This is a genomic window from Acinetobacter sp. 24-47-66 (assembly GCF_056779755.1).
The window spans coordinates 212,125-234,098 of sequence record NZ_JBWYIL010000002.1 but is presented as its reverse complement, the minus strand read 5'-3'; the positions used below and the strand labels follow the sequence as shown (position 1 = coordinate 234,098).

Below are 21,974 nucleotides of genomic sequence, written 5' to 3'. Positions count from 1 at the left end.
GGGTTTTATGTAAATCTCAATGTTCTGTAGCGTCATTTTTTTTTTCATGCTGACTCAGAATTGAAACGTAATAGTTGTCCCAAATGATTCTAGGATCAAAACTCAGTGAGGCTAACATGGTCAAAACCACAACTGCACCAAAAGCGACTGCACCTGTGCCTGCTAAAATAGTTGCCAATGATTGAATTTGGATTAGTGCTGCTAGCATGGCGACAACGAAAACATCAATCATTGACCAACGGCCAATAAACTCCACGACTCTATACATGATCGAGCAATGCTTCGGTGAGAGGTGAATTTTTTTTGAGGCTTGTAAATGTACAGCACTGAGCAGGAGAGCAAGGATGACCAATTTCAGTAGGGGAATAAATATACTGGCAATAAAAATAACGGACGAAACGAAATAGTCACCACTTTTCCAGAAATAGATGACTCCACTCATAATAGTGTCTTGTTGACGGCCAAGAATAGATTCTGTAATCGTCATCGGTAAAACATTAGCTGGTATATAAAGAATACTCGCTGCAATTAAATAAGCTAGAGTTCGTTCTAAACTTCGGGTTTTACGGGTATGTAATGGGCTATCACAACGAGTACAGCGGGATTTTCGTGCTTGTTCCATGGCAGACAAGGACGTCATGCGGTTGAGTGTTCCACAGCAATGACAAAGTGTGAGCTCAAGATCAATTGCACGCGGTGCAAGCGTTTCTAATGAGACAGATTTCTGCATAGGGTGTGGCGAATGCTTCATCTGATCGGGTTGATTCGTATGAGTGGAAGTAATGGTCATGAGATTTGATTTCCATCAATTACGTTCCATAGATCCTTGATTTTGATTGATACCAAATAGACCAACAAAACACTTAAAATGGCAAATGCCCATAAGGCAATTCCAGGAATCACAACCACCATCCCCACTAATTTCACCAAGGTGACCAAAACGCCAATCAGAAAGACTTCAACCATTCCCCAAGCTCTCAGTTGAAATAGTGACCGTAATGCGAGTTTAAGTGATGCATACTGTTGGGTTGCAATAACATTTTTATTGAACATTGCCATCAAAAGAATATATCCCATCAGAAGTAAGTAGGCCAAAGGGACAACAAAAGTGGTCATCAGAATAAGAAAGCCTACAAAAGCACGATCAGCCTGGAACATTGCCCAAGCCGCACCCAATAATGTGGTTTCTGAATAAATGCCTTGGAGTTCAACTTTGACAATTGAAAAACTATTGGCAATCGCAAAGATAATTAACGCAGTACAGACTAAGGCCAACAGTGTGTTAAATTTTGGAATTTTACGATAGAGCTCGGAACCGCAAGCCGAACAATAGGCACGTTCATTCTTATATAAATCGGATTTACGAAAGAGAGTATCGCACTCTTCACAAGCAACATAATTTTGATTGATTTGCACCATTTTTAAATCAGGGGCGAGTTTAGAATCCGATACAGTTTCTACATTCGTTTCAGACATCGTTGTCTCAACTTTTTCATCAATATTCTTGGTTTTTTATTTCTCCCTATAGTTTATATCGAGATTCAATAGGTTTGCCTATGATTATTTTGTTGAATCGAGATACATAGCGCTTTAGTTTGGCTTATCAGTGTGCAGTCATGTTGCTCAACGAGGGTATAAAAGGGGTTGAAGTGCTAATTGATCAGCATTTATGTAGTCAAAATGAGGGTGAGTTAAGTTTATATGATGAAATTAAATTAATATTAAATTCAATGATTCAGCATAAAATTCAAGATGCAGCGTGTGCTTCACATAAACTTCATATATCAAGAACTACACTTCATTTAAATCATAAAGATCGATTGCTTAGTTTGGGATGACTGTATGTTGAAAAGCCTCATGCAATGGCTGGATAGTTGGTCCGTAAGCGTGCCACATGATGCATTGACCTCTGAGAGTAAACAGATTCAATGGCTCAGAATAATTCCTTTTATCCTACTGCATCTTGCTTGTCTGGCAGTGTTTTGGGTCGGGTTTTCTTGGTTTGCTTTTGCATTTATGTTGTTTTTTTATTTTATTCGCATGTTCGCAATCACGGCTTTTTTTCATCGTTATTTGTCACACAAAACTTTTCAAACTTCGAGATGGCTGCAATTTATCTTTATTTTAATTGGCACAATGAGTGCGCAGCGTGGACCATTATGGTGGGCAGCACATCATCGATATCATCATCGTTATACAGATACTCCTCAAGACCCACATTCATCAACGCATGGATTTTGGTATAGCCATGTTGGTTGGTTTTTAAATGAATATAATTTTTCAACGCGTAAAAGTGTTATTAAAGATTGGCTGAAGTTTCCGGAGCTGATTTGGTTAGATCGTTTTAGTTTGATGATCGTATTAATAACGGCTATCGGAATTTATGGTCTAGGGGAATGGGTTGCTTGGATGTGGCCGCATTGGGGAACCAGTGGTTTGCAGTTATTGGTATGGGGAGGCGCAATTTCTACTGTTCTGCTTATTCATGCCACATTGTGCATTAACTCACTGGCTCACCATTATGGAAGCCGAGATTTTGAGACGAATGATCATAGTCGCAACAACTTATTTTTATCTCTGATTACACTTGGTGAAGGCTGGCACAACAATCATCATTTTTATGCAGGAAGTACGCGCCAAGGGTTCTATTGGTGGCAGATCGATGTGACCTATTACATCTTAAAATGTATGTCATGGTTTGGCTTGGTTTGGGGAATGAAACCCATACCAGCTCGAGTCTATGAAGTAAGTAAAATTACGCGTTCGAAAAAGGCCAAACTCCAACATTCTCAAGTTCAGTCAAAGGAATCAAGATGAAAATTGCAATTATTGGATCGGGTATTTCAGGACTTTATGCAGCTTGGAAGTTGAGTAAGTTGCATGAGGTGACCGTATTTGAAAAGAATAATTATTTTGGGGGACATACTGATACTCATCAATTAAAGATCGATGGTGAGCAAGTTGCAGTGGATAGCGGATTCATTGTTTTTAATGAACACAACTATCCTTTATTTTGTGAGATGTTGAAGGAGCTTGGTGTACAAGCTCAAAGCAGCGATATGGGGTTTTCAGTTAATAATCAGGTCACAGGACTGCAATATAACCCTTCCAAGAAATTCTCATTATTGTTCAAACCACAGAATTTTTTAAAGACCCGCTTTAGAGCGATGCTGTCAGATTTATTCAGATTTTATGCAGCAAATAAAGATCTTGATGTAGATGAGACCGACCCGAATTACACTATTGAGCAATATCTCAACGAGCATGGATACTCGGATGCGTTTAGGCAAGAGCATCTCTATCCGATGTGTGGTGCATTATGGTCATGCCCAGTAGAGCAAGCAGGTCAAATTCCATATAAATTTGTAGTCAGTTTTTTTCAACATCATCGTATGTTGCAACTCAAAGATCGACCACAATGGTTAACTGTAAGAGGTGGGTCTTCTAAATATATTCGTGCAATTCAAACTCAAGCAAAGCACATTCATTTTAAAAAAGTAGAGGTGAAGTCAGTTAAGCGCTCAGCAAATGACGTGAGTATTGAAACGGGACAGGGGATTGAACGGTTTGATTGGGTGGTATTTGCAAGTCATGCAGATGACACATTGAAGTTGCTCGCTGAACCAACGGTTAAAGAATCAGAAATATTAGAAAAGTTTCAGTATCAAGACAATCATATGGTGTTGCATTCAGATACCAGCATTATGCCAAAATCAAGACGTCAGTGGGCAAGTTGGCATGTGCATGTCACACCGAATAGAGCGGGTCAAGTCACTCCATTTCAGCAAAATAGTGTCCATTATGGATTTAGTTATTGGATGAATCAGCTACAAAATCTGAAATGTGAAACTCAGATTTTTGCGACATTAAATCCTAATTTTGATTTAGATCCAAACAAAGTCTGGGTTCAGCGTCACTATCGTCATCCTGTATTTAATGCGGAAGCTATTGCAGCTCAGTCAAGATGGTCTGAAATAAACGGTTTAAATCGGACCTATTTTTGTGGTGCTTATTGGGGATGGGGCTTCCATGAAGATGGTGCAAGAAGTGCGTCATGGGTGGTTGAAGCCTTATTAAATTCATCGAATCAAGCCGCTTAGGAGTACTTATGCAGCTGTATCCACTTGCAATTGCAGTTGCTGACATTCGTCATCGCCGTTACTTGCCTAAGCCTTATGCTTTTCAGAGTCAGCTGACGTATTTGTGGTTTGATCCAGAACAGCTCGAACACTTCGCGCAAACTTCGATACTTTGGTCAACGAAAAAATGGAACTTTCTGAGCCTAGATTCTGATGACTTCTTGGCAAACTATCAAGGCACGATTCGAGAGAAGGTTCTGCATGTGTTGGAAGAGCATACTTTAGAAGAGCCGACGGAGCTCGCTGAAATTCGGGTGTTGGCTTTGCCGCGCACGCTTGGCTTCAGATTTAATTCGGTGGTTTTTTATTTTCTATTTAATGCCCAGCAAAAATTACAGTTCATTCTCAGTGAAATCACCAATACACCCTGGTTAGAAAGACAGGTATATGTTCACGATTGTCGCACCGGGGGGGAGCAGCATTCCGAATATACGAGCTTCCACTTCCAGTTTGACAAAGCTTTTCACGTGTCACCCTTCATGCCAATGGATCTGAAGTATCAATGGACGTTTAGTTTGGCTGAAAAACAAAATTATGTGCTTATGCAATTGTTTAAAGAGGAAAAATTACAATTCGATGCATCAATGCGTTTTGAGTTAACCCCCATCACACTTCCTTCACAACTTCATCGCTATGCTGTTTTTAAACTATTTGAGCCGATCAAGATGGTTGCAGGTATTTATTATCATGCCTTTAAGCTTTGGATAAATAGAGTTCCATTTTATCGGCATCCCAATAAAACGAAGGATAAGCTGTGATATGAAATCATTGTTAATGGGAGAGCAATCTTCACTACCGCTGGTATTACGTCATTTACTGAAATTAAAACACGGCCAAATTCATTTTAAAGGGATTTGGGAGGGTTCAGTCGGTGAGGTGAGTGATCTAGACGCAGTGATTGAGGTCCATGATGCAAAGTTGATGGATCTACTTTTTCGTCAGGGGGTTCTTGGTGCAGCTGAAGGTTTCATTCAAGGATATTGGACGACACCAGATTTAGTGAAGATTGTGCGAATTCTTGCGAGAAATCGCGATATTTTAGATCGTATGAACCAAAGTGCCTTAGCAAAGGCGAGTCAACTCTTGCTCAAAACTTGGTATGCATCGCGTAAAAACTCATTGGAAGGTAGTCGCAAAAATATTGCTGAGCATTATGATTTAAGTAATGACTTTTTTAAGTTATTTCTTGATCCGAGCATGATGTACTCCAGCGCGGTATTCAAAGATCAATCTATGACTTTGGAACAAGCATCCGATTATAAAAAAGAAATCATATGCCAAAAATTGAAACTTCAACCGATGGATCATTTGGTTGAAATTGGCAGTGGATGGGGTGGTTTTGCGATCTATGCTGCGCAAAACTATGGTTGTAAAGTGACTACTATTACCATTTCTCAAGCTCAATATGACGAAGCTAAAGCTAGAATTGACGCTGCGGGTCTGTCTCATCGTGTTGAAGTTAAATTAAAAGATTATCGTTTACTTGAAGGTAAATTCGATAAATTGGTTTCAATTGAAATGATTGAAGCCGTTGGTGCTCAATATCTATCGACATATTTTGAAAAGTGTAGACAGCTGTTAAAACCTAATGGTTTGGCGCTTATTCAAGCCATCACCATTGAAGATGCGCGATATGAAAAGGCATTGAGTACGGTCGATTACATCAAAAGATACATTTTCCCAGGTAGTTTTATTCCTTGTATCAGCGTGATGACCAACGTTGCATCAGAACAAAAATTACGTCTAAAGCATCTTGAAGATATTGGTTTAAGTTATGCACAAACGATTCACTGCTGGCGTGAACGTTTTCTACAACAGCGTGAGCAAGTTTTAGCACTGGGCTTTGATGAAAACTTTATTCGCATGTGGGATTTTTATTTATGTTATTGCGAAGGAGGTTTTCTCGAAGGCGTCATTAGTGATGTGCATTTATTGTTTGAAGCAAGTCCATACTAAATCAGTGAGAGGACATCTCGATGTTGCTCAATTTATTTGTGATGAATGTTTTCCTGATGCTTTGTGCATGGATTTGGGTGACATTTAATCATCGTGCAGGTTTGGTCGATGTCATTTGGAGCTTTGGAATAGCTTTAAATGTCCTCATCGCAGCAAATGTAATGAATGAAGCCCCTACATCTGTTCGCATTTTTCTAGCGATCGCGAGTGGTCTTTGGTTTCTCCGTTTAGCATGGCATTTATTCAGAAGATATATCCGAGAAGATTCTGAGGACACGCGTTATGCCAATATGCGCCGTGCGATGGGAGACTTTCAACATTTAGGTTTTCTTCTCTTTTTTCTATTTCAGGCTGGGTTGATCTCCTTATTCTCATATCCAATGATCAAATTGTTCAGTATACCTGCGATGCAGTGGAGTAACTCGACAGAACTGCTGCTGATTTCAGGATTAATCATGCTGGTTGCATTTATTGGTGAGGCACTCGCAGATCATCAGTTGTATCAATTTAAATTGAACCCGAATAATCGTGGCAAAACGATGGATCAAGGGTTATGGAAATATTCACGCCATCCGAATTACTTTTTTGAATGGATACATTGGTTTGCTTATCCAATCTTAGGTATAGCGGCGGGAACGCCTTGGTTGTGGATCTATCCGGTGTTGATGTGGCTCTTTTTGTACTACATCACGGGTATTCCATTTAGTGAACAGCAAGCGCTCAAAAATCGTGGTGCAAACTACAAGATGTACCAACAAAAAACATCAATGTTTCTTCCTTGGTCACCGAAAAAGTAGGTAATTACATGGATTCAATCGTTCAACAATCGTTAAAACTCATTGAAAGTGGCAAAGTTCCAGATCAAGTGATTCGTCTTGGTATCCAAGCACTTTGCAAAAAACGTCTTGAGCAAGAAGGTCGTTTTGACGCTGTATTCGCTTCACAGCGTTATATGGATGTATTAAGAGACTTGAAAAAAAGTGAAATCGCGATTGATACAGACAAGGCAAATGAACAACATTATGAATTGCCTACAGCATTCTTTCAGGCCGTGTTGGGCAAGCGTTTAAAATACAGTGCCAGTTTATTCCATGATGCTAAAACCAGTTTAGATCAAGCTGAGGAAAATGCCCTGCAGGTCTACTGTGAACGTGCGCAATTACAAGATGGTCAGGACATCTTAGAAATAGGCTGTGGTTGGGGATCACTCAGTTTGTATATGGCAGAGCATTATCCAAATGCCAACATTACGGTAGTATCAAACTCCAATACTCAACGTCTTCACATTCAACAACAAGCCAAAGAAAAGCAATTTAACAATTTGACAGTTATCACCTGTGATGTAAATCAACTCGAGTTGGAGCAAAACTCTTTTGATCGTGTTGTATCCGTTGAAATGTTTGAGCATGTTCGAAACTATCAGCGATTATTTGCCAATATTAGCCAATGGCTCAAAGCAGATGGTTTATTGTGGTGTCATATTTTCTGCCATCGATTTATTCACTATCCATTTGAAGTTAAAAATGATTATGACTGGATGTCTAAATATTTTTTTACAGGGGGGTTAATGCCTGCTGTTTCGACTTTCCTGCACTTTCAGGATCATTTACAGTTAGAAAACCAATGGCAATGGTCTGGACAACAGTATGAACATACAGCCAATGCATGGTTAAATAATATGGACCAAAAAAAGGACTTACTTAAACCACTATTTAAGCAAACTTATGGTCAAGATGCGGAAATCTGGTGGCAACGTTGGAGAATCTTTTTCATGGCTTGTGCAGAACTGTTTGGTTATGACAAAGGTCGTGAGTGGGTGATTGGCCATTATTTGTTTAAGAAGCGAGCTGTTTGAAGTTCAAACTAAGCTTAGCGATAAGGTGAAGAGGGTACATGTCCATGATGAGGCTATTTAGGGATAAACGCGATCATCCTTTGGGTGAGGTGTTTAACCGCTATTATTGGCTACAAATTGGTCTTATTGCCTTGTCTATTGTGATTGGGATTGGTTGCAGTGCTTGGGTCATTAAAGGAACATTGCTGACCACAGCGCTCGAACAGGAGATGGAGCATTACTGGCAGCGTATGGAGCGTAATCCAGAAGCTGCTTTACCCGACACTAAAAATTTATATGGATATCGTTGGTCCGATGACGAGTTAGCCCCCTCTGAATTTCGTAATTTAAAACTCCAATCGGGTGTACATCGACACTATATCGATGGTAAAGACCGGATGACGGTTTATGGGACACGCAATGGTGAACACGTTTTTTTAGTGTTTGGTGAAAGTAATGTTAATAAGCTTATTTGGCTGTTTGGTTTAGCGCCACTCATGGTCAGCTTATTTTTGCTATACAGTGTGCTGTGGTGGTGGAATCGCCGTGCACGCCGCTATTTTTCGCCCATCACACGCTTAGCCAATGCACTCGAACATATCGATTGGGAACATCAGAATAATCGAGCATCACCATTTAAAGAAATTAAAACAGATTCTAATTTGGAGGCTGAATATCTCAAGCAAGCACTTGAAAAATATCATCAAGTTTTAAGCGAATTCATTCAGCGTGAAAGAGAGTTTACTGGCGATGTTAGTCATGAACTTCGAACACCGCTCACAATATTGAAGGGAAATGTACAACTTTGTCAGGCCCGTTATGGTGATAACAAATCTTTTACTCGATTGCAAAACACAATCGAAGATATGCAGTTATTGGTCGATACACTTTTGGCGATTGCTCGAAATACCACAAGCAATTTACAAAGTGAAAAAACACGCTTATCAGAACTGCTTCAAGATGTTGTAAGTGACTTGAATAGTGTCAGTTTGGCAAAAGGAATGAGTATCGATTTAAACATCGAAGTTAATGAGGTCAAACGTCATTTATATCCATCGATGACAAAAATGGTGTTTAGCAATATTTTAAGAAATGCATTGAATTACTCTCAAGGTACAAGCATTAATGTCATTCTCGAAAAAAACAAAGTGTTGGTCGCAGATAATGGTATCGGGATTGATTTACCGAATAACTCTAAGGTGCAAGAACTAACGAATCAGCAGCTGCAACTCGATATCAAAGGTCATGGTATCGGGCTACAACTGGTTCAAAAATTATGTAAACAACTTGGCTGGAGAGTAGAGTTATTTGATCGTGAATACTATTTGATGACTCATCCAAAAGTTGACTTGTCACTCAGTTCAGGACTGATTGTGGTCGTTTACTTGAATGATCAGCCTCCAAAATAGTGTATTTGGAGGAATTTGATCTGAAGTGCGAATTCAGTAGTAACTAGTTTTTTCAGTAGTAACTAGTTTTATTCAACTGCGATCTTTAGACCTACCCCTGAAACGGTGTGTATTAATTTTTGTTCAAACGGCTTATCGACCATTTTTCTTAAATTATAGATATGGCTTCTGAGTGCATCGCTTTCTGGTTCTTCATCCCCCCATAACTCAAGCATGATCTCCTGTTTAGTGAGCACTTTAGGTGAGTTTCGCATAAGTAATTTTAAAAGTTTGAATTGAATAGGTGGCAGTTCGATCATTTGACCTGCACGAGTGATTTGCTGTAAAGCAGGGTCTAATGTGAGATCGTGAATTTTGATTTGGCTGTTAGATACTTCTCCTAATGAGCGTTTGATCAGTGCACGAACACGATAAACCAATTCATTAAAATCAAATGGTTTGACTAAATAATCATCTGTACCTGCTCGGAAACCTTTTAATTTATCATCCAAAGTATCACGAGCAGTCAGCATCAGTACCGGGAGGTCGAGTCCTTGTTCGTTGCGAAGCCATTCACACAGGTCATAACCTGTACCGTCAGGTAAATTAATATCTAACAGTAGAATATGATAAGGATGTTGTTTAAGCAGTTGACGTGCCACATCCAAATTACGCGCATGATCAACCACAAAATTATGCTCTTCTAAAAATTCACATAATGTTGAAGCAAGTTCGTAATGATCTTCGACCATTAAAATAAAATGTTTAGTCATGTCGACACGATTAGTCCAATAATTGCTTTTTTAAAGTATCACTAAATGGAGACGAACCCAGCCAAATTTTAAAATAATCATTGGCATTCATGTATTGAATTTTACCCAAAATTTTTTGATTTAGACTCAAAGTTAAAGTCTGGGTCGTATGGGTATAGCTTAGACTGTAAATATCACCAGATCGAACCGGTTGATACAATTGTGTGATCTGGTCAAGCTGTTTCAACGTATTGGCTTGTTTGACATTTCGTTTGAGAAAGTGCGTTGCAGCCTTTTTAAAAGCCCATTCTGGAATATGTTGAGTATAAGCAAAGTCCATGCGAATATCTTGATTCTTCCAAGTGCTTTGACAATTTTGAGCGAAATAAGTTGCTTTACCGACATTTTTTTGTCCGACTTTGAGGTCTCCTTGACCACACTCACGCACACTTTGTGCATGCGCGAGTGGTAATAAGAATAGACTCAAAGCAGAGAGGGTGATTATTGCGATTTTTTGAAAGGTAATAACCATGCGTATAACCCTCCAGCATATGGTAGTGAGCGAAATAAGCCATCAGCTGGGTCCCAAAAGTCTTGCTGGAACACAATTTTGTCTTGCTCATTGAGTTTTATTTCACTAATTCCATGTGATTCCATGCTTCGAGTCGTGCCGAAGATTTTAAAATCATATGCCATACGCCAATGCACATAGGCTGAGTCGTCAAAATGTGATGTGTTGAGCAATTTGACTGAAACATTACTGACACGGTTATTCATACCTTTGAAATGTTCGACTAGATTTTCACGCTTACTAAATTGTGAAAGTGTGTCATTGATATATAAACTGTCAGCATACAGATTGCTTGCTCGGTTAGTGAATTCAGGTGTACCTAAAGTATTGAATGCACTGGTAAAACGAACCCCTATATCTTGAGCTTTGGCAGGCGTCATGGTGATGCCTTGAACTGTCGATCTTGCTTGAGCATAATCATCAGAGTAACTTGGAATACTTGCACAGCCTGATAAAAAGAGTAGAGGAAGGCTCAATGTCGCAGCCACAATTTTTTTGACGTGTTTCATGATCTCAATCCACTAATTTATTCTTATTTTTTAATCTACTGGCAATCTTGTGAAATGGATGTGAAATTAAAATATGAGCTGTGTTCGATGAAAGATATTTGTGTTAAAGGGAGTTCCGTTGAACTCCCTTTAACTTTATTTTATTTAAATTTCCAAGTGTAATCAATGTTGACACGCATTTCGTCATCCGACTTAAATGCCATACCTACTGGTGGGATATCGTTACGGTAGCGACTATAACGTGTACGAATATTTAAACCTTCGAGTTTACCCGTTGGAACACGATAGCTGAGTTCAAAATCTAGAGCATCTTGTTCAAACGTTTGATTGTCGGTGTTACGAATTTCAATATCATCGCCTTTACTATAGCGAGTCATAAACTTTAGACCTTTCAATGAAGTGTCTTTAAAGTCATAGTCATAGCGTGCGTGATAGACTTTTTCATTAATCTAATTTTTTCATTTGACGACGACGTCTCGTGAGCCCCAAGATTTCTTGGCGATCTTGAATTTCTTGAGCAGAATATGGCAGCGTCTGTTGCAATGCTTCGAGTTCAAGATGACTGTTTTCAATGAGGAAGCAGTCATGCTCAACTGGCCATGTACTGGTAATGGGTTTGCGTTTATGGGAATAGTTCATGGTTAAATTATAAAATTTGAGAAATGAATAGTGTAGATGCGGATAAATTTAAACGACAAAACATGTCGTAATGATTTAGAACACTAAGATTTTAAACTCAATTTTAATGAGACCTTTCAATATCCTTTTAATTGATATTGATTGAGTAAAATTACCTAGATTTACACGGTTTACATAACATGTAGATTTTGAAATGAGTTGTTACGTTTCGTGCCATCCCTATACTGGTTTTTAAGTTAATATTTTAAAAGTTAAAACTTAATAACACCAAGAAAATTAACAATAAAAATAAAGAAATAATCATTTCTGTAATGAACGATTCAATGAATAATCATCGGAATGAGTAAAAAATATGATGCTAATCGTGGTGTGTTTTGCTTTGGTCAGTTGCTATGCCGTATGGCGACTATTATTACAACCTAAATTGATTATGGGGAATACGCAGAGGCACTTTGATTTAACAAAACTCCTCAAGCCTACTGATCTCAGCCAGCCGGCGCGCTTGGTGTATGATACGGATTCTGTCGAAGATATTCGTATGTTTGATGAGGTTGCTAAATTACTGTTTGAGAAACGTGTAAATCATCGTGATATCAAGTTTGCTCAGCAAATTCAATATGAGTTTTTGAACAAGATGCCATCACGAACTTTATGTCAGATCAATCAATTTGATTTAGGTGAGTGGTCGATTTTATGGGAATATCGTAATCAATCCCTTGAATACTATGTGAGTCAATATGGCATCATGTATCGACATACTGACGCACAAGGAGTAGAGCATCAATCTGACTTTATTCAGTAATTTAGAATTTAATCATCAACTAAATTGAGATAATTTTGGAGCATGTCATCCCAAATTTTTTCTGCGCCTTTTTTGAAATATCCCATGTGTCTAATTGCAGGCATTTGATACTGTTTGGCTGTGATATCAATGTAGCGCATATCAGCAGAACGATAATGTTGCATAAAGGCTTGCCTCGAATTTGGGAGAGCCCAATCATCATCTAATGCTGAAACAGCATAAATTTTGGTTTTAACACTTGCATATTGTGCTTTTAAATCTTGTTGCTCGGGGTCAGCGAAAAAATATAACGGATTTTTGCACCAACGACGCCACTGTTGATATACCCCTAAAGGCAGATCAGAGCCCATATTGAATTTACTCCAAGGTAAATAACCTGTGACTGCGACAATGGGTGGAAACACAATACTCCACATCACGGATACTTTGAATCTTTCTTTGAACGGCATATATCCTGCCCAACCTGCACCTGTACCGTAGCAACACATGGCACTGACTTGATGATGATTAGGGGTAAGTCCCAAGGCTTGACCACCATAAGAGTGTGCAGTCACAAATAAGGGGAAAGTATCGCTAGAAAAGTATTCAATGGCACCAGCGAGATCAAGTTTCCCCCAATCCAAATAACTCATTTTAAAACCTTTGAGTTGTGCTGGAGATGATGCCCCCACACCACGATAATCAAAGGTTAGCACTTCAAAACCACGTTCTGCAGCATACTCTGCAAATCTGCGATAAAAAGGTTGGGGAACCGCTGTCGCTGAAGCCACAATAATACGTGCAACAGTCTTCACACCAGATGATAGGTAGCGAGTGCCGGTGAGCATATAGTTATCTAAGGCAGGAAACTGAACTTGAGTTTTATTGATGCTTCTTGGCATCTGGTTCACATTTGGAATAGCTTGCATGTCTATATTTCCCGATATTGAACTATTGACCTTTAAAGCGAGGTTGACGTTTTTCGCTCATTGCTCGCATACCTTCGACTGCATCTTCAGATTGTATTAGTGGAAGAAGATGAGTCTTTAACTGATTAAAAGCGTACTGCTCATCATGTGAAATCGCTTCGTGAGCAGCCGTCAAGGTGGCTTGAACAGCGAGTGGAGCAGCTGAAGCGATGGATTCGGCAAGTTCAATGGCACGGTCAAGCGGATCTTGTTCTGTTACTTCAGTAATCAAATGAAGTCGAAATGCAGTTGCAGCATCAAAAAAATCCCCCGTCAATAAGTAGCGCATTGCATTAGACCAACCTGCAGTTTTAACGAAGCGTGAAGTTGCTCCGCCAAAGGGAAGGATGCCACGTTGCACTTCAAGTTGAGTAAATTGGGTATTTTGATGGGCAATACAGATATCGGCATTCAACATCAATTCTATTCCAGCAGTAAAACAATACCCCTTCACAGCGACAACGACTGGTTTTTTTCGTTTACGACCAGTCGTGCCCCATGGGTTAATCAAGTTCATATCTTCCGAAAATATACCATCTGACATACGCGGCTGAAGCTCAACCAGATCTAATCCTGCCGTAAAGTGCTCTCCATGTGCATAAATCACAGCACAGCGTAAATCAGACTGGTCTTCATAGGTGGTAAGTGCTTGTGAAAGTTCATCAATCATATGACTGTCGAATGCATTGCGCTTCGCAGCACGGTTTAAACCAATCAACATCAGATGATTGCGAATTTCAATGGTTATTCTGGTCGTTTGAGTTGTATTCATCATTATTATTTTCCATTGAGGATATTCTATTTTTAGAGGAGTTTAATGGTTAGGTCAAAACTGTGCAGTTCAAATTGAACAGCGCTAAGTCGTGTTCGTTAAGAATCATGTATGGTGCCATTCAATATGCGTTAGGATAGGCGCATCAAATAAACCACGATCATTTTAAGTAGTGTATGAGCCTTTTAGAAATTATTTCAGTATTGATGAGTGTATTGGGTGTAACCCTCACTATTCGCCGTAATATTTGGTGTTGGCCTGTGAATCTCGTGGCTTATGGCTTATATGCAAAGTTATTTTATGATTATCAACTCTATGGTGAAACGATATTGCAATGCGTGTTTATCGGTTTAGGTGTGTATGGGTGGTGGATATGGAAAGCTCAGTTTAAACAACAAGAGCAACTTGCCATCAATCGTATTCAAGGGTTGAGAATTATCAAACATGTGTTTTTTACAATGTTGGCAGGATTTATTTTTGGTTTAGGTCTGGATTATTTTACGGATGCTTCCATTCCTTATTTAGATGCTCAATTGGCAAGTTTAAGTCTGCTCATTACATATTGGACGTCAAAACGATATTTGGAAATTTGGCCTGCTTGGATCGCGGTGGATATCATCTATGTCATGATGTTTATGTATAAAGATCTATATTTGACGGCTGGTCTTTATGGCGCATTTACTGTTTTAGCATTCTTAGGTTATCTTCAGTGGAAGAAAAAATATCAAGTTCAACAGCAAACCGTCTACTCAATCTAAAGCATTTGCATCCATGGACATTGATTTGAATGATTCGATCTGCAAAATAAAGAAGATCGACGTAACAATAAAATTGAATTTAACCAGTAGACTTTAAATGTATGATTATCCACTTTTGGGAAGCTCGATTTCTGCAATTTGTAAAATCATTACAACAGCATCCTCACCGTTATCTTAATTTTGAATCCGTTGCCGATTTTTATCAATGTCAGTGGTTAAAAACGCTTCCTCCACATACTGAATATTTTTGTACTGGATTAGACGATGGTGCAGAGCAGTTTGATATTTTGATTCAATATTTGCATCATCGAGTCAGTATTCACATTGCACAAGAAATTAAAGTTATTTATCGAGAACTCGATCTCTAAGAGTTCTAAGAGTTAGGAGTGTACTTAGCAATTTTTAGCTGAGTCAAATCAAAATGCTTGAGCGTATCGCTAGCTGGATTTAAGCAAAAAAAGCTTTAAAAAAAAATAGAATAAATGGTAAAAAAACCTTGATAAATCCTAATCTTAAGGTTAGATTGTGATAATAAGTGCAATTATAATAAAAAATATGTGATTTTATTCACTATATTTTGTAGGGGTGAAATAGATTTAATGATTACAGAGTTAAATGAAAATATAGTTTATTTTGATGAGCTGTTTCTATTGAGTTAGTTCATTATGTTAAGACTATTCAATCGGATTTTTCGCCCCTATACACTTCATTCATTTATGAATCAAAGTGTGTTGATGAATTGGAGTAACTTAAATAAATGTATTCTGGTTATGGTATTGGGCGGACTTGCACATATCACCTGGATTGCATGGTATTTATTTTCATTTCATCATCCTGCATTACATCATTGGCTCAATCCTGATTATTATTATTTTCACTTATCACGGATGCTGCTGTGCTGTGTATTACAGTTCTTACTGATTATTCCTTGTGTCATATGGCGTCATAAAGAGTGGGTGAGACAATATTTACCTTACTTTATTATTTTAGTATTTTCCGTGAGCTTTATTTATGGTGGCTATTCAGTTGGTATCAGTAGCCCTGCTACCGTTGCGGGATTTATCAGTATTTTAACAGTTGGTCTGGTTTTATTTGAACGCAAGATTGTGTATCTGCTTTTTTTACCAGTCACTGTATATATGCTCATTGCAATTGTCAGTAGTGCATTGGGTTATATGACCTACGCACCGGTCTTTAGTGATCAGCTCAATTATTCAGTCATGGTATTTAATGAATTCTGGGTTTATTCACAACTTTATTTTTACGTGCCTATTTTTTTTGCGACTTTTGTATTGTTTGAAATTTTGTTGACGCAATGGAGAAATCGAGAAAAACAAATTAATTTAATGAGTCAAATGGACCCGCTTACGGGGATTTATAACCGTCGAAAAATAGGTTTAGAACTCAATGAAATTCAATTACAAGAACGAAAATTTGCTCTCATTCTGTTAGATCTTGATCATTTTAAGAGTATTAATGATAACTATGGTCATGATATCGGAGATAACGTCTTAAAGCGTGTTGCCAATGTACTACGTCAAAATATACGTGATACAGATATTGTCGGGCGATTTGGTGGTGAAGAGTTTGTGATGCTGTTGCAGAATAAAAACCTCAGAGCTGCGATGGAGGTCGCAGAGCGGTGTCGCAAAGAAATTGAAAATGAACTCTTTTATATCGATGAACGTACGACGATCAGAGTGACAGCAAGCTTTGGTATAGCCATTTCTGAATTTAATTTAAATAAAGAAGCAGTGATTCGTCATGCAGATCAAGCATTATATCTGGCAAAAAAACGTGGTCGTAATCAGGTTAGACACTACTACGAACTTCAGGATGCTGATGTCATACAAAAAAGTGAAACTTGAGCCGTAAAATTATCAGGTCACAAATTCGTCATTTAAATCAGTTTTACTTCATCTTGAAATGCTTTAAGATTGTTTGACTATTAATCAAATATTTGATTTAAAATTTAAAAAAATTATGAAGATCAAATTCTTATCATAATTGAGATGAACGTATTATGACGATACTACCCGTTGCTCAAAAAGGTGAAGTGATCCTTGAGTTGGTTGCATCGCCGGTAAGTGAGCTTGAGTTTAGTAGTACCTGGTTAACGCATCTGGTTGAAGCAATGCATTTTACGATGCAACAGCGCAATGGTGTCGGTATTGCTGCGCCACAAGTTTATGTCTCTAAAAGGATTATTATCGTCGCTTCAAAGCCCAATATACGGTATCCCGATGCGCCTGAGATGGAGCCTATTTACATGATTAATCCTGAAATATTGGAGCGTTCTGATCATGTTGTTTTAGGAGAAGAGGGATGTTTAAGTGTAGAGAATCGACGTGCGGAGGTGGCTCGAGCTTCATCAATCCGTGTCCGTTATCGTAATATGCAAGGACAGGAAATTACTGAGACTTTTTCAGGATTCCCTGCACGAATCTTTCAACACGAAATTGACCATCTTGATGGGATCTTGTTTGTAGAGCGAGTTCACGCTGCTTAAAAAGACAATATAAAAGATAAAAGGACAGAATGAAGTTAATCAGGAAGATTCAACATATGATTAAGCGATTGTATCGTATGGCCAATACGTACATCCTTGATCCTCAAAATATGCTGATCAATTGGAGTGATTTTAAAAAGGGACGGCTTATCCTTTTTTTGGAATTCTAAGCCAACTTGAAGTCGCTCGCTGGTTAATTGTGGCTTTTTATACCCCTGAAAAAGCACAGTGGTTAAATCCCGACTATTTTGAATTACGTGTTACCCAATTGTTGGTGACCTCCGTGATTTATCTTGTCCTGTTTTGGAGTTGTTTTAAGTTTCAGCATATCGCTAAGTTTCAAACCTTCATTGCTTACTTTGCTCCTAGTTTCTTTGGAATGACCATGATTTATTCAGGGTATTCGATTGGAATTTATAGCCCTGCAACGATGGCAGGGTTCATCAGTATTGTATTGGTCGGGTTGGTATTTTATAGCCGTAAAATTATTTATGGGATTGCAATTCCAATTACGATATACACGTTATTAACGTGTTACTTGACGCATATCGATCGAATTCGTTATGCGCCCATGTTTAGTGATGAGTTGAATAAAAGTATCGTTTACCAAAATGATTTTTGGGTCATGAGCATGGTACAGCTCTACGTGCCCATTTTACTTATGAGTGTTTTATTCTTTGAGATTTTACTCACCCAATGGCGCAGTCGTGAAAAACAATTCGAAACCAGCAGTAAATTTGATGCCCTGACGAACGTTTATAACCGTCGTCAAATCAATGAAGTGTTATCACATTTTCAGCAGGATCGTGCTGATTATGCTGTGATCTTATTGGATTTGGATCATTTCAAACAAATTAATGATCAATATGGTCATGCAGCAGGAGATGAAGTCCTGAAACAGGTGGCGACGCGTTTGGAATATCATGTTCGTATTGGTGATACGGTTGGGCGATATGGCGGTGAAGAATTTATTTTGATTTTGGACAATCTCAGTCGTGATCAAGCGGTTGATATTGCAGAACGTTGCCGTAACGCAATTGCACAGCAGCCAATTGTGCTGGATGATGGAACTTCGTTAAATGTGACGGCAAGCTTTGGTATTGCATTATCCCATGAGTTATCTGATCAAGACGTCATTACGCATTGTGCAGATCACGCTTTATATATTGCCAAAGAAAGCGGACGAAATCAGGTACAGTTATATCAGTCAGCTTAATTCAATGATTAAATTTCGGTTTTGGCACTACTAACTATAGAGAAATATACGCTTAGGTTTTTTTATAGCAATGCTTTTGTTTTGGTCAGTGATCATCAAATTCATACCATAAATTGATCTGAACGATAAAGCAGTCTTTTTAATGCTTAAAGCGCATTGACATGATCGCTGAATACATCCAAATTTTAATAAAAATAAATATGAATATTCGATAATACAATTAGATGATGACTCGAGAGAATGAAGTACAACAACAGCGTAGTTTATTGCAAGCTATCAAATATGTCTTGTTAGAATCTGAACGTTCTATTATTAACTGGTCCAACTTTAATAAAGGGATTCTGTTACTCATATTTGGGCTGTTGATGCTCATCGGTCATTGGTTGTGGTACTACCTAACTTTCCATTCAGAATATCAAATTTGGTTAGATCCAGAATATTATCCTCATCGGACATTGACCACATGTTTACAAGTGATTTTGACTACGTGTTTTCTGACGATCGCTTTAGTGCTTCGAAAAAATGCTACTGCTCGCCGAATCTTGGGCTATTTAATCCCCTTATTTTATGGATTGATTGTCATTTTTTCAGGATACACGGTTGGGATTTATAGTCCTGCGGTGATGGCGGGAACGGTCAATATTGTATTAATTGGTTTTGTGTTATATGAACAGCGCATCATCTATAGCGTCTCTTTTATTATTGCTTGTATTATCGTGTGGTTGGCAGTACTGACGGCCAATGGTCAACTGACTTATGCACCATTATTTAGTGATGCACTGAATCAATCTAATTTGTATGCCAATCCTTTTTGGCTGAAAAGTATGGCGGTACTATATTTACCCATACTGTTGTGCTCAGCAGTATTTTTTGAGTTGATCTTGTCGCAGTGGAGACGACGTGAGCGTAAGATTGAAGTACTAAGTCAGAAAGATGCGTTAACCAACCTCTATAACCGTCGTTACATCAATCAGTTTATTAGTAAGTTAATTCAACAAAAACGCAGCTATGCTTTCATCATCTTAGATCTCGATTTCTTCAAGCAGATTAATGACAATTATGGTCATGATGTTGGTGATCTTGTACTTAAACGTATTGCTCTCATTTTAAAACAGCAAACACGAGAAGAGGATATAGTAGGACGGCTCGGTGGTGAAGAGTTTGTTCTAGTACTGACAGATGGTGATATCGACGAAGCATTAATCATCGCAGAACGCTGCCGTCGAACGATCGAAAGTGAAAAAATTGAGATTAGCCCAGCGACTTTTATTCAAGTGACCGCAAGCTTTGGCGTGGCGATGTCACAAAATTTACCACATCTACACACAGACGAAGTAAAGCAAAGGATTTATAGTGCGGCGGATAGAGCACTATATCTTGCAAAGCAGAATGGCCGTAATCAAGTCAGATGTGACACGATATCGACAACTGAATTTAACATTTGAGATCTTATTTTGGGTCTCCATTGATCACCAAGAGAATAAAAATGAAGACACCTGTACCTGATTATCTTGCCCATGTATTGGACCAATGTCATGCGAATACCGAAGGAGCATTGGCTGACTATATTCCAGAACTGGCAGCTGCCAATCCAAATCGTATCGCTTTAGCACTTTCAACCATTGATGGTACGATTTATTCTTCAGGGGATGATGAGGTTGAGTTCACGATTCAATCAATGTCTAAACCATTTGCTTATGCATTAGCGATTCAAGAACATGGTTTGGCTCAGGTATTAGAAAAAGTTGGTGTTGAACCTTCGGGGGAAGCATTTAATCAAATCTCATTAGAAAAAGAACGATCGATTCCTAAGAACCCAATGATTAACTCGGGTGCGATTACGACACATTCTTTATTACCTCATAAAAAGACTGTTTCTCGTGCAGAACATTTACGACGTTTCTTGAGTGAACTGTGTGGGCGTGAGTTAACCTTTGATGAGCAAGTCTATCAATCTGAACTCAAAACAGCATTTCGTAATCTTTCGATTGGATATATGTTGCGTACCGTCGGCGTGCTAGAAGAAGACCCAGAACAGATTGTTCATGGTTATATTCAACAGTGTGCGATTAAAGTCTCCGTGAAAGATTTAGCGCGAATGGGCAGTGTGTTGGCGAATGGCGGAAAAGACCCTGTTACGGGAAAATGTATTTTAGATCGTCAGGTATGTCGTCAGGTACTTAGCGTCATGATGACGTGTGGTATGTACGATGCAGCTGGAGATTGGTTGACCACCGTTGGTATTCCTGCCAAAAGTGGTGTGGCAGGGGGGATCATTGGTGTCTTACCAGGTCAGGTTGGAATTGCGGTTTTTTCGCCTAAATTAGACAGCCATGGCAACAGTGTTCGAGGTGTGGAAATCTTTGAACGTCTATCAAGTGATATGGGATTACATTTGATGGAGGGAACCCCTTCAGCACAAACCATTATCCAAAGTCGCCGTGAGTATGATGATGGCATGGTGGTATATGAGCTACGTGGTGTCTTACAATTTACAGAGACTGAAATGTTCTTGCGTGAGTTACAGAATGAGCCTGTAGGTAAAAATAAAGTAGTGCTTGATCTTACACATCTGACTTTAATCCATGATGTCGGTGCTCGAATGTTATTTGAAGGTGTGAAACGTCTACAGGATGATGGTCACAGAGTGGTGGTCTTAGATGCGGAATCATTGTTATCGGAACAACAAAGTAAAGGACACAAACGCGTCATTGTCCAACAGCACTTGCATGATTATTTAAAGTAATCAGCAAAGATGATGCGCTTTAAGATGCGTGTATAATATTGAAAATTGTATACCGTTTTTTGGGAATGTTATGAAGTCTGAAGTCCAGCAAGGCAAAATTAAAATTTATCATGCCGATAAAGGTTTTGGTTTTATTGGTGGTGCAGGTGAGGATATTTTTTTCCACATTTCTGACTTTCCTGCAGATGAAGGTGAGCCAAAACGCAATGACCGAGTCAAATTTCAGGTAGTTGAAAATCAAGGTAAGTTAAAAGCAGTCAAAATTCAACGTGTAGCTGACCAGTCAGCGAAAGCGAAGAAGTCTCGTGTGGCATCACATAATCAGTCGATTACCAGCGCATTATTGTCAAGTTTTAAAAAATAAAATGTAGAAAAGCCCTGAATCATCAGGGCTTTTTTTATATAACTGATCAATCATTTATATCATGTTTAAAAT

The 21,974-nt window shown here is 38.6% G+C and carries 26 protein-coding genes; 17 read left to right on the top strand and 9 right to left on the bottom strand.

Going from position 1 to position 21,974, the window contains the following annotated elements:
• Window positions 1–16: 16 nt before the first annotated feature.
• Together AC1M84_RS03425 and AC1M84_RS03420 are read right to left on the bottom strand one after the other, a co-directional pair.
• A complete protein-coding gene (locus tag AC1M84_RS03425; RefSeq protein ID WP_481590812.1) occupies window positions 17–751 on the bottom strand; it encodes a paraquat-inducible protein A in 735 nt (244 codons plus the stop codon).
• Between the two features lie 35 nt (window positions 752–786).
• The gene (locus AC1M84_RS03420) at window positions 787–1,419 is read right to left on the bottom strand and encodes a paraquat-inducible protein A (RefSeq protein ID WP_481594469.1); all 633 of its coding nucleotides are present in this window, start codon (window positions 1,417–1,419) and stop codon (window positions 787–789) included.
• A gap of 197 nt (window positions 1,420–1,616) precedes the next feature.
• Between AC1M84_RS03420 and AC1M84_RS03415 the strand changes: the two genes are divergently transcribed.
• The 8 genes from AC1M84_RS03415 to AC1M84_RS03380 are packed head-to-tail and all read left to right on the top strand — an operon-like array spanning window position 1,617 to window position 9,338.
• Window positions 1,617–1,838, top strand: coding sequence for a hypothetical protein (locus tag AC1M84_RS03415; RefSeq protein WP_481594435.1), 222 nt, complete (start codon window positions 1,617–1,619; stop codon window positions 1,836–1,838).
• Between the two features lie 4 nt (window positions 1,839–1,842).
• Window positions 1,843–2,817 (top strand): acyl-CoA desaturase, encoded by a 975-nt coding sequence (locus AC1M84_RS03410; protein ID WP_481594434.1) that lies wholly within the window; start codon window positions 1,843–1,845, stop codon window positions 2,815–2,817.
• Window positions 2,814–4,100, top strand: coding sequence for an NAD(P)/FAD-dependent oxidoreductase (locus AC1M84_RS03405; protein WP_481589474.1), 1,287 nt, complete (start codon window positions 2,814–2,816; stop codon window positions 4,098–4,100). Before AC1M84_RS03410 ends, AC1M84_RS03405 begins: the two co-directional genes overlap by 4 nt.
• 8 nt (window positions 4,101–4,108) lie before the next feature.
• A complete protein-coding gene (locus tag AC1M84_RS03400) occupies window positions 4,109–4,897 on the top strand; it encodes a DUF1365 domain-containing protein (RefSeq protein WP_035269389.1) in 789 nt (262 codons plus the stop codon).
• A gap of 1 nt (window position 4,898) precedes the next feature.
• Window positions 4,899–6,095 carry an SAM-dependent methyltransferase gene (locus tag AC1M84_RS03395; protein WP_035269391.1) on the top strand — a complete coding sequence of 399 codons (1,197 nt, stop codon included), beginning with the start codon at window positions 4,899–4,901 and terminating at the stop codon, window positions 6,093–6,095.
• 20 nt (window positions 6,096–6,115) lie between these two features.
• A complete protein-coding gene (locus AC1M84_RS03390) occupies window positions 6,116–6,892 on the top strand; it encodes a DUF1295 domain-containing protein (RefSeq protein WP_481594070.1) in 777 nt (258 codons plus the stop codon).
• An 8-nt stretch (window positions 6,893–6,900) separates the two neighbouring features.
• Window positions 6,901–7,950: an SAM-dependent methyltransferase gene (locus AC1M84_RS03385; RefSeq protein WP_035269406.1), complete on the top strand. Its 1,050-nt coding sequence runs from the start codon at window positions 6,901–6,903 to the stop codon at window positions 7,948–7,950.
• A 44-nt stretch (window positions 7,951–7,994) separates the two neighbouring features.
• On the top strand, window positions 7,995–9,338 hold the full coding sequence (locus AC1M84_RS03380) for a sensor histidine kinase (protein WP_035269429.1): 1,344 nt from the start codon (window positions 7,995–7,997) through the stop codon (window positions 9,336–9,338).
• A gap of 68 nt (window positions 9,339–9,406) precedes the next feature.
• Here AC1M84_RS03380 and AC1M84_RS03375 read toward each other — a convergent pair whose 3' ends face one another.
• The 5 genes from AC1M84_RS03375 to AC1M84_RS03355 all read right to left on the bottom strand — a co-directional run bounded on the left by AC1M84_RS03375 (window position 9,407) and on the right by AC1M84_RS03355 (window position 11,788).
• Complete coding sequence (locus AC1M84_RS03375; protein ID WP_092768268.1) at window positions 9,407–10,090, bottom strand: response regulator transcription factor; 684 nt, start codon at window positions 10,088–10,090, stop codon at window positions 9,407–9,409.
• 10 nt (window positions 10,091–10,100) lie between these two features.
• On the bottom strand, window positions 10,101–10,601 hold the full coding sequence (locus tag AC1M84_RS03370; protein ID WP_481594069.1) for a chalcone isomerase family protein: 501 nt from the start codon (window positions 10,599–10,601) through the stop codon (window positions 10,101–10,103).
• Window positions 10,571–11,149, bottom strand: coding sequence for a nuclear transport factor 2 family protein (locus tag AC1M84_RS03365; RefSeq protein ID WP_171260728.1), 579 nt, complete (start codon window positions 11,147–11,149; stop codon window positions 10,571–10,573). The genes AC1M84_RS03370 and AC1M84_RS03365 overlap by 31 nt, the downstream gene beginning before the upstream one ends.
• Before the next feature lie 140 nt (window positions 11,150–11,289).
• A complete protein-coding gene (locus tag AC1M84_RS03360; RefSeq protein ID WP_481594468.1) occupies window positions 11,290–11,598 on the bottom strand; it encodes an OprD family outer membrane porin in 309 nt (102 codons plus the stop codon).
• Window positions 11,594–11,788 (bottom strand): acyl-CoA thioesterase, encoded by a 195-nt coding sequence (locus AC1M84_RS03355; RefSeq protein ID WP_481594433.1) that lies wholly within the window; start codon window positions 11,786–11,788, stop codon window positions 11,594–11,596. Before AC1M84_RS03355 ends, AC1M84_RS03360 begins: the two co-directional genes overlap by 5 nt.
• 352 nt (window positions 11,789–12,140) lie before the next feature.
• On the opposite strand from AC1M84_RS03355, the gene AC1M84_RS03350 reads away from it, so the two are divergent.
• The gene (locus AC1M84_RS03350; protein ID WP_051586611.1) at window positions 12,141–12,590 is read left to right on the top strand and encodes a hypothetical protein; all 450 of its coding nucleotides are present in this window, start codon (window positions 12,141–12,143) and stop codon (window positions 12,588–12,590) included.
• 8 nt (window positions 12,591–12,598) lie between these two features.
• On the opposite strand, the gene AC1M84_RS03345 is transcribed toward AC1M84_RS03350, so the two are convergent.
• Together AC1M84_RS03345 and AC1M84_RS03340 are read right to left on the bottom strand one after the other, a co-directional pair.
• The gene (locus AC1M84_RS03345) at window positions 12,599–13,498 is read right to left on the bottom strand and encodes an alpha/beta hydrolase family protein (protein WP_481594432.1); all 900 of its coding nucleotides are present in this window, start codon (window positions 13,496–13,498) and stop codon (window positions 12,599–12,601) included.
• 22 nt (window positions 13,499–13,520) lie between these two features.
• A complete protein-coding gene (locus tag AC1M84_RS03340) occupies window positions 13,521–14,312 on the bottom strand; it encodes a crotonase/enoyl-CoA hydratase family protein (protein ID WP_481593925.1) in 792 nt (263 codons plus the stop codon).
• Window positions 14,313–14,485: 173 nt separating this feature from the next.
• On the opposite strand from AC1M84_RS03340, the gene pnuC reads away from it, so the two are divergent.
• From pnuC to AC1M84_RS03300, 8 genes are all read left to right on the top strand, one after another.
• A complete protein-coding gene (pnuC, locus tag AC1M84_RS03335; protein ID WP_481594431.1) occupies window positions 14,486–15,067 on the top strand; it encodes a nicotinamide riboside transporter PnuC in 582 nt (193 codons plus the stop codon).
• A gap of 101 nt (window positions 15,068–15,168) precedes the next feature.
• The gene (locus AC1M84_RS03330; RefSeq protein WP_481594430.1) at window positions 15,169–15,435 is read left to right on the top strand and encodes a hypothetical protein; all 267 of its coding nucleotides are present in this window, start codon (window positions 15,169–15,171) and stop codon (window positions 15,433–15,435) included.
• 366 nt (window positions 15,436–15,801) lie between these two features.
• The gene (locus AC1M84_RS03325) at window positions 15,802–16,935 is read left to right on the top strand and encodes a GGDEF domain-containing protein (protein ID WP_481594429.1); all 1,134 of its coding nucleotides are present in this window, start codon (window positions 15,802–15,804) and stop codon (window positions 16,933–16,935) included.
• Window positions 16,936–17,087: 152 nt separating this feature from the next.
• Window positions 17,088–17,576 carry a peptide deformylase gene (gene def / locus AC1M84_RS03320; protein ID WP_481594467.1) on the top strand — a complete coding sequence of 163 codons (489 nt, stop codon included), beginning with the start codon at window positions 17,088–17,090 and terminating at the stop codon, window positions 17,574–17,576.
• A gap of 199 nt (window positions 17,577–17,775) precedes the next feature.
• Window positions 17,776–18,792: a GGDEF domain-containing protein gene (locus tag AC1M84_RS03315; protein WP_481594428.1), complete on the top strand. Its 1,017-nt coding sequence runs from the start codon at window positions 17,776–17,778 to the stop codon at window positions 18,790–18,792.
• A 224-nt stretch (window positions 18,793–19,016) separates the two neighbouring features.
• On the top strand, window positions 19,017–20,237 hold the full coding sequence (locus AC1M84_RS03310) for a GGDEF domain-containing protein (RefSeq protein ID WP_481594427.1): 1,221 nt from the start codon (window positions 19,017–19,019) through the stop codon (window positions 20,235–20,237).
• A 41-nt stretch (window positions 20,238–20,278) separates the two neighbouring features.
• Window positions 20,279–21,538, top strand: coding sequence for a glutaminase (locus AC1M84_RS03305; protein ID WP_481588873.1), 1,260 nt, complete (start codon window positions 20,279–20,281; stop codon window positions 21,536–21,538).
• A gap of 70 nt (window positions 21,539–21,608) precedes the next feature.
• A complete protein-coding gene (locus tag AC1M84_RS03300; RefSeq protein ID WP_481594426.1) occupies window positions 21,609–21,902 on the top strand; it encodes a cold shock domain-containing protein in 294 nt (97 codons plus the stop codon).
• Window positions 21,903–21,974 lie beyond the last annotated feature (72 nt).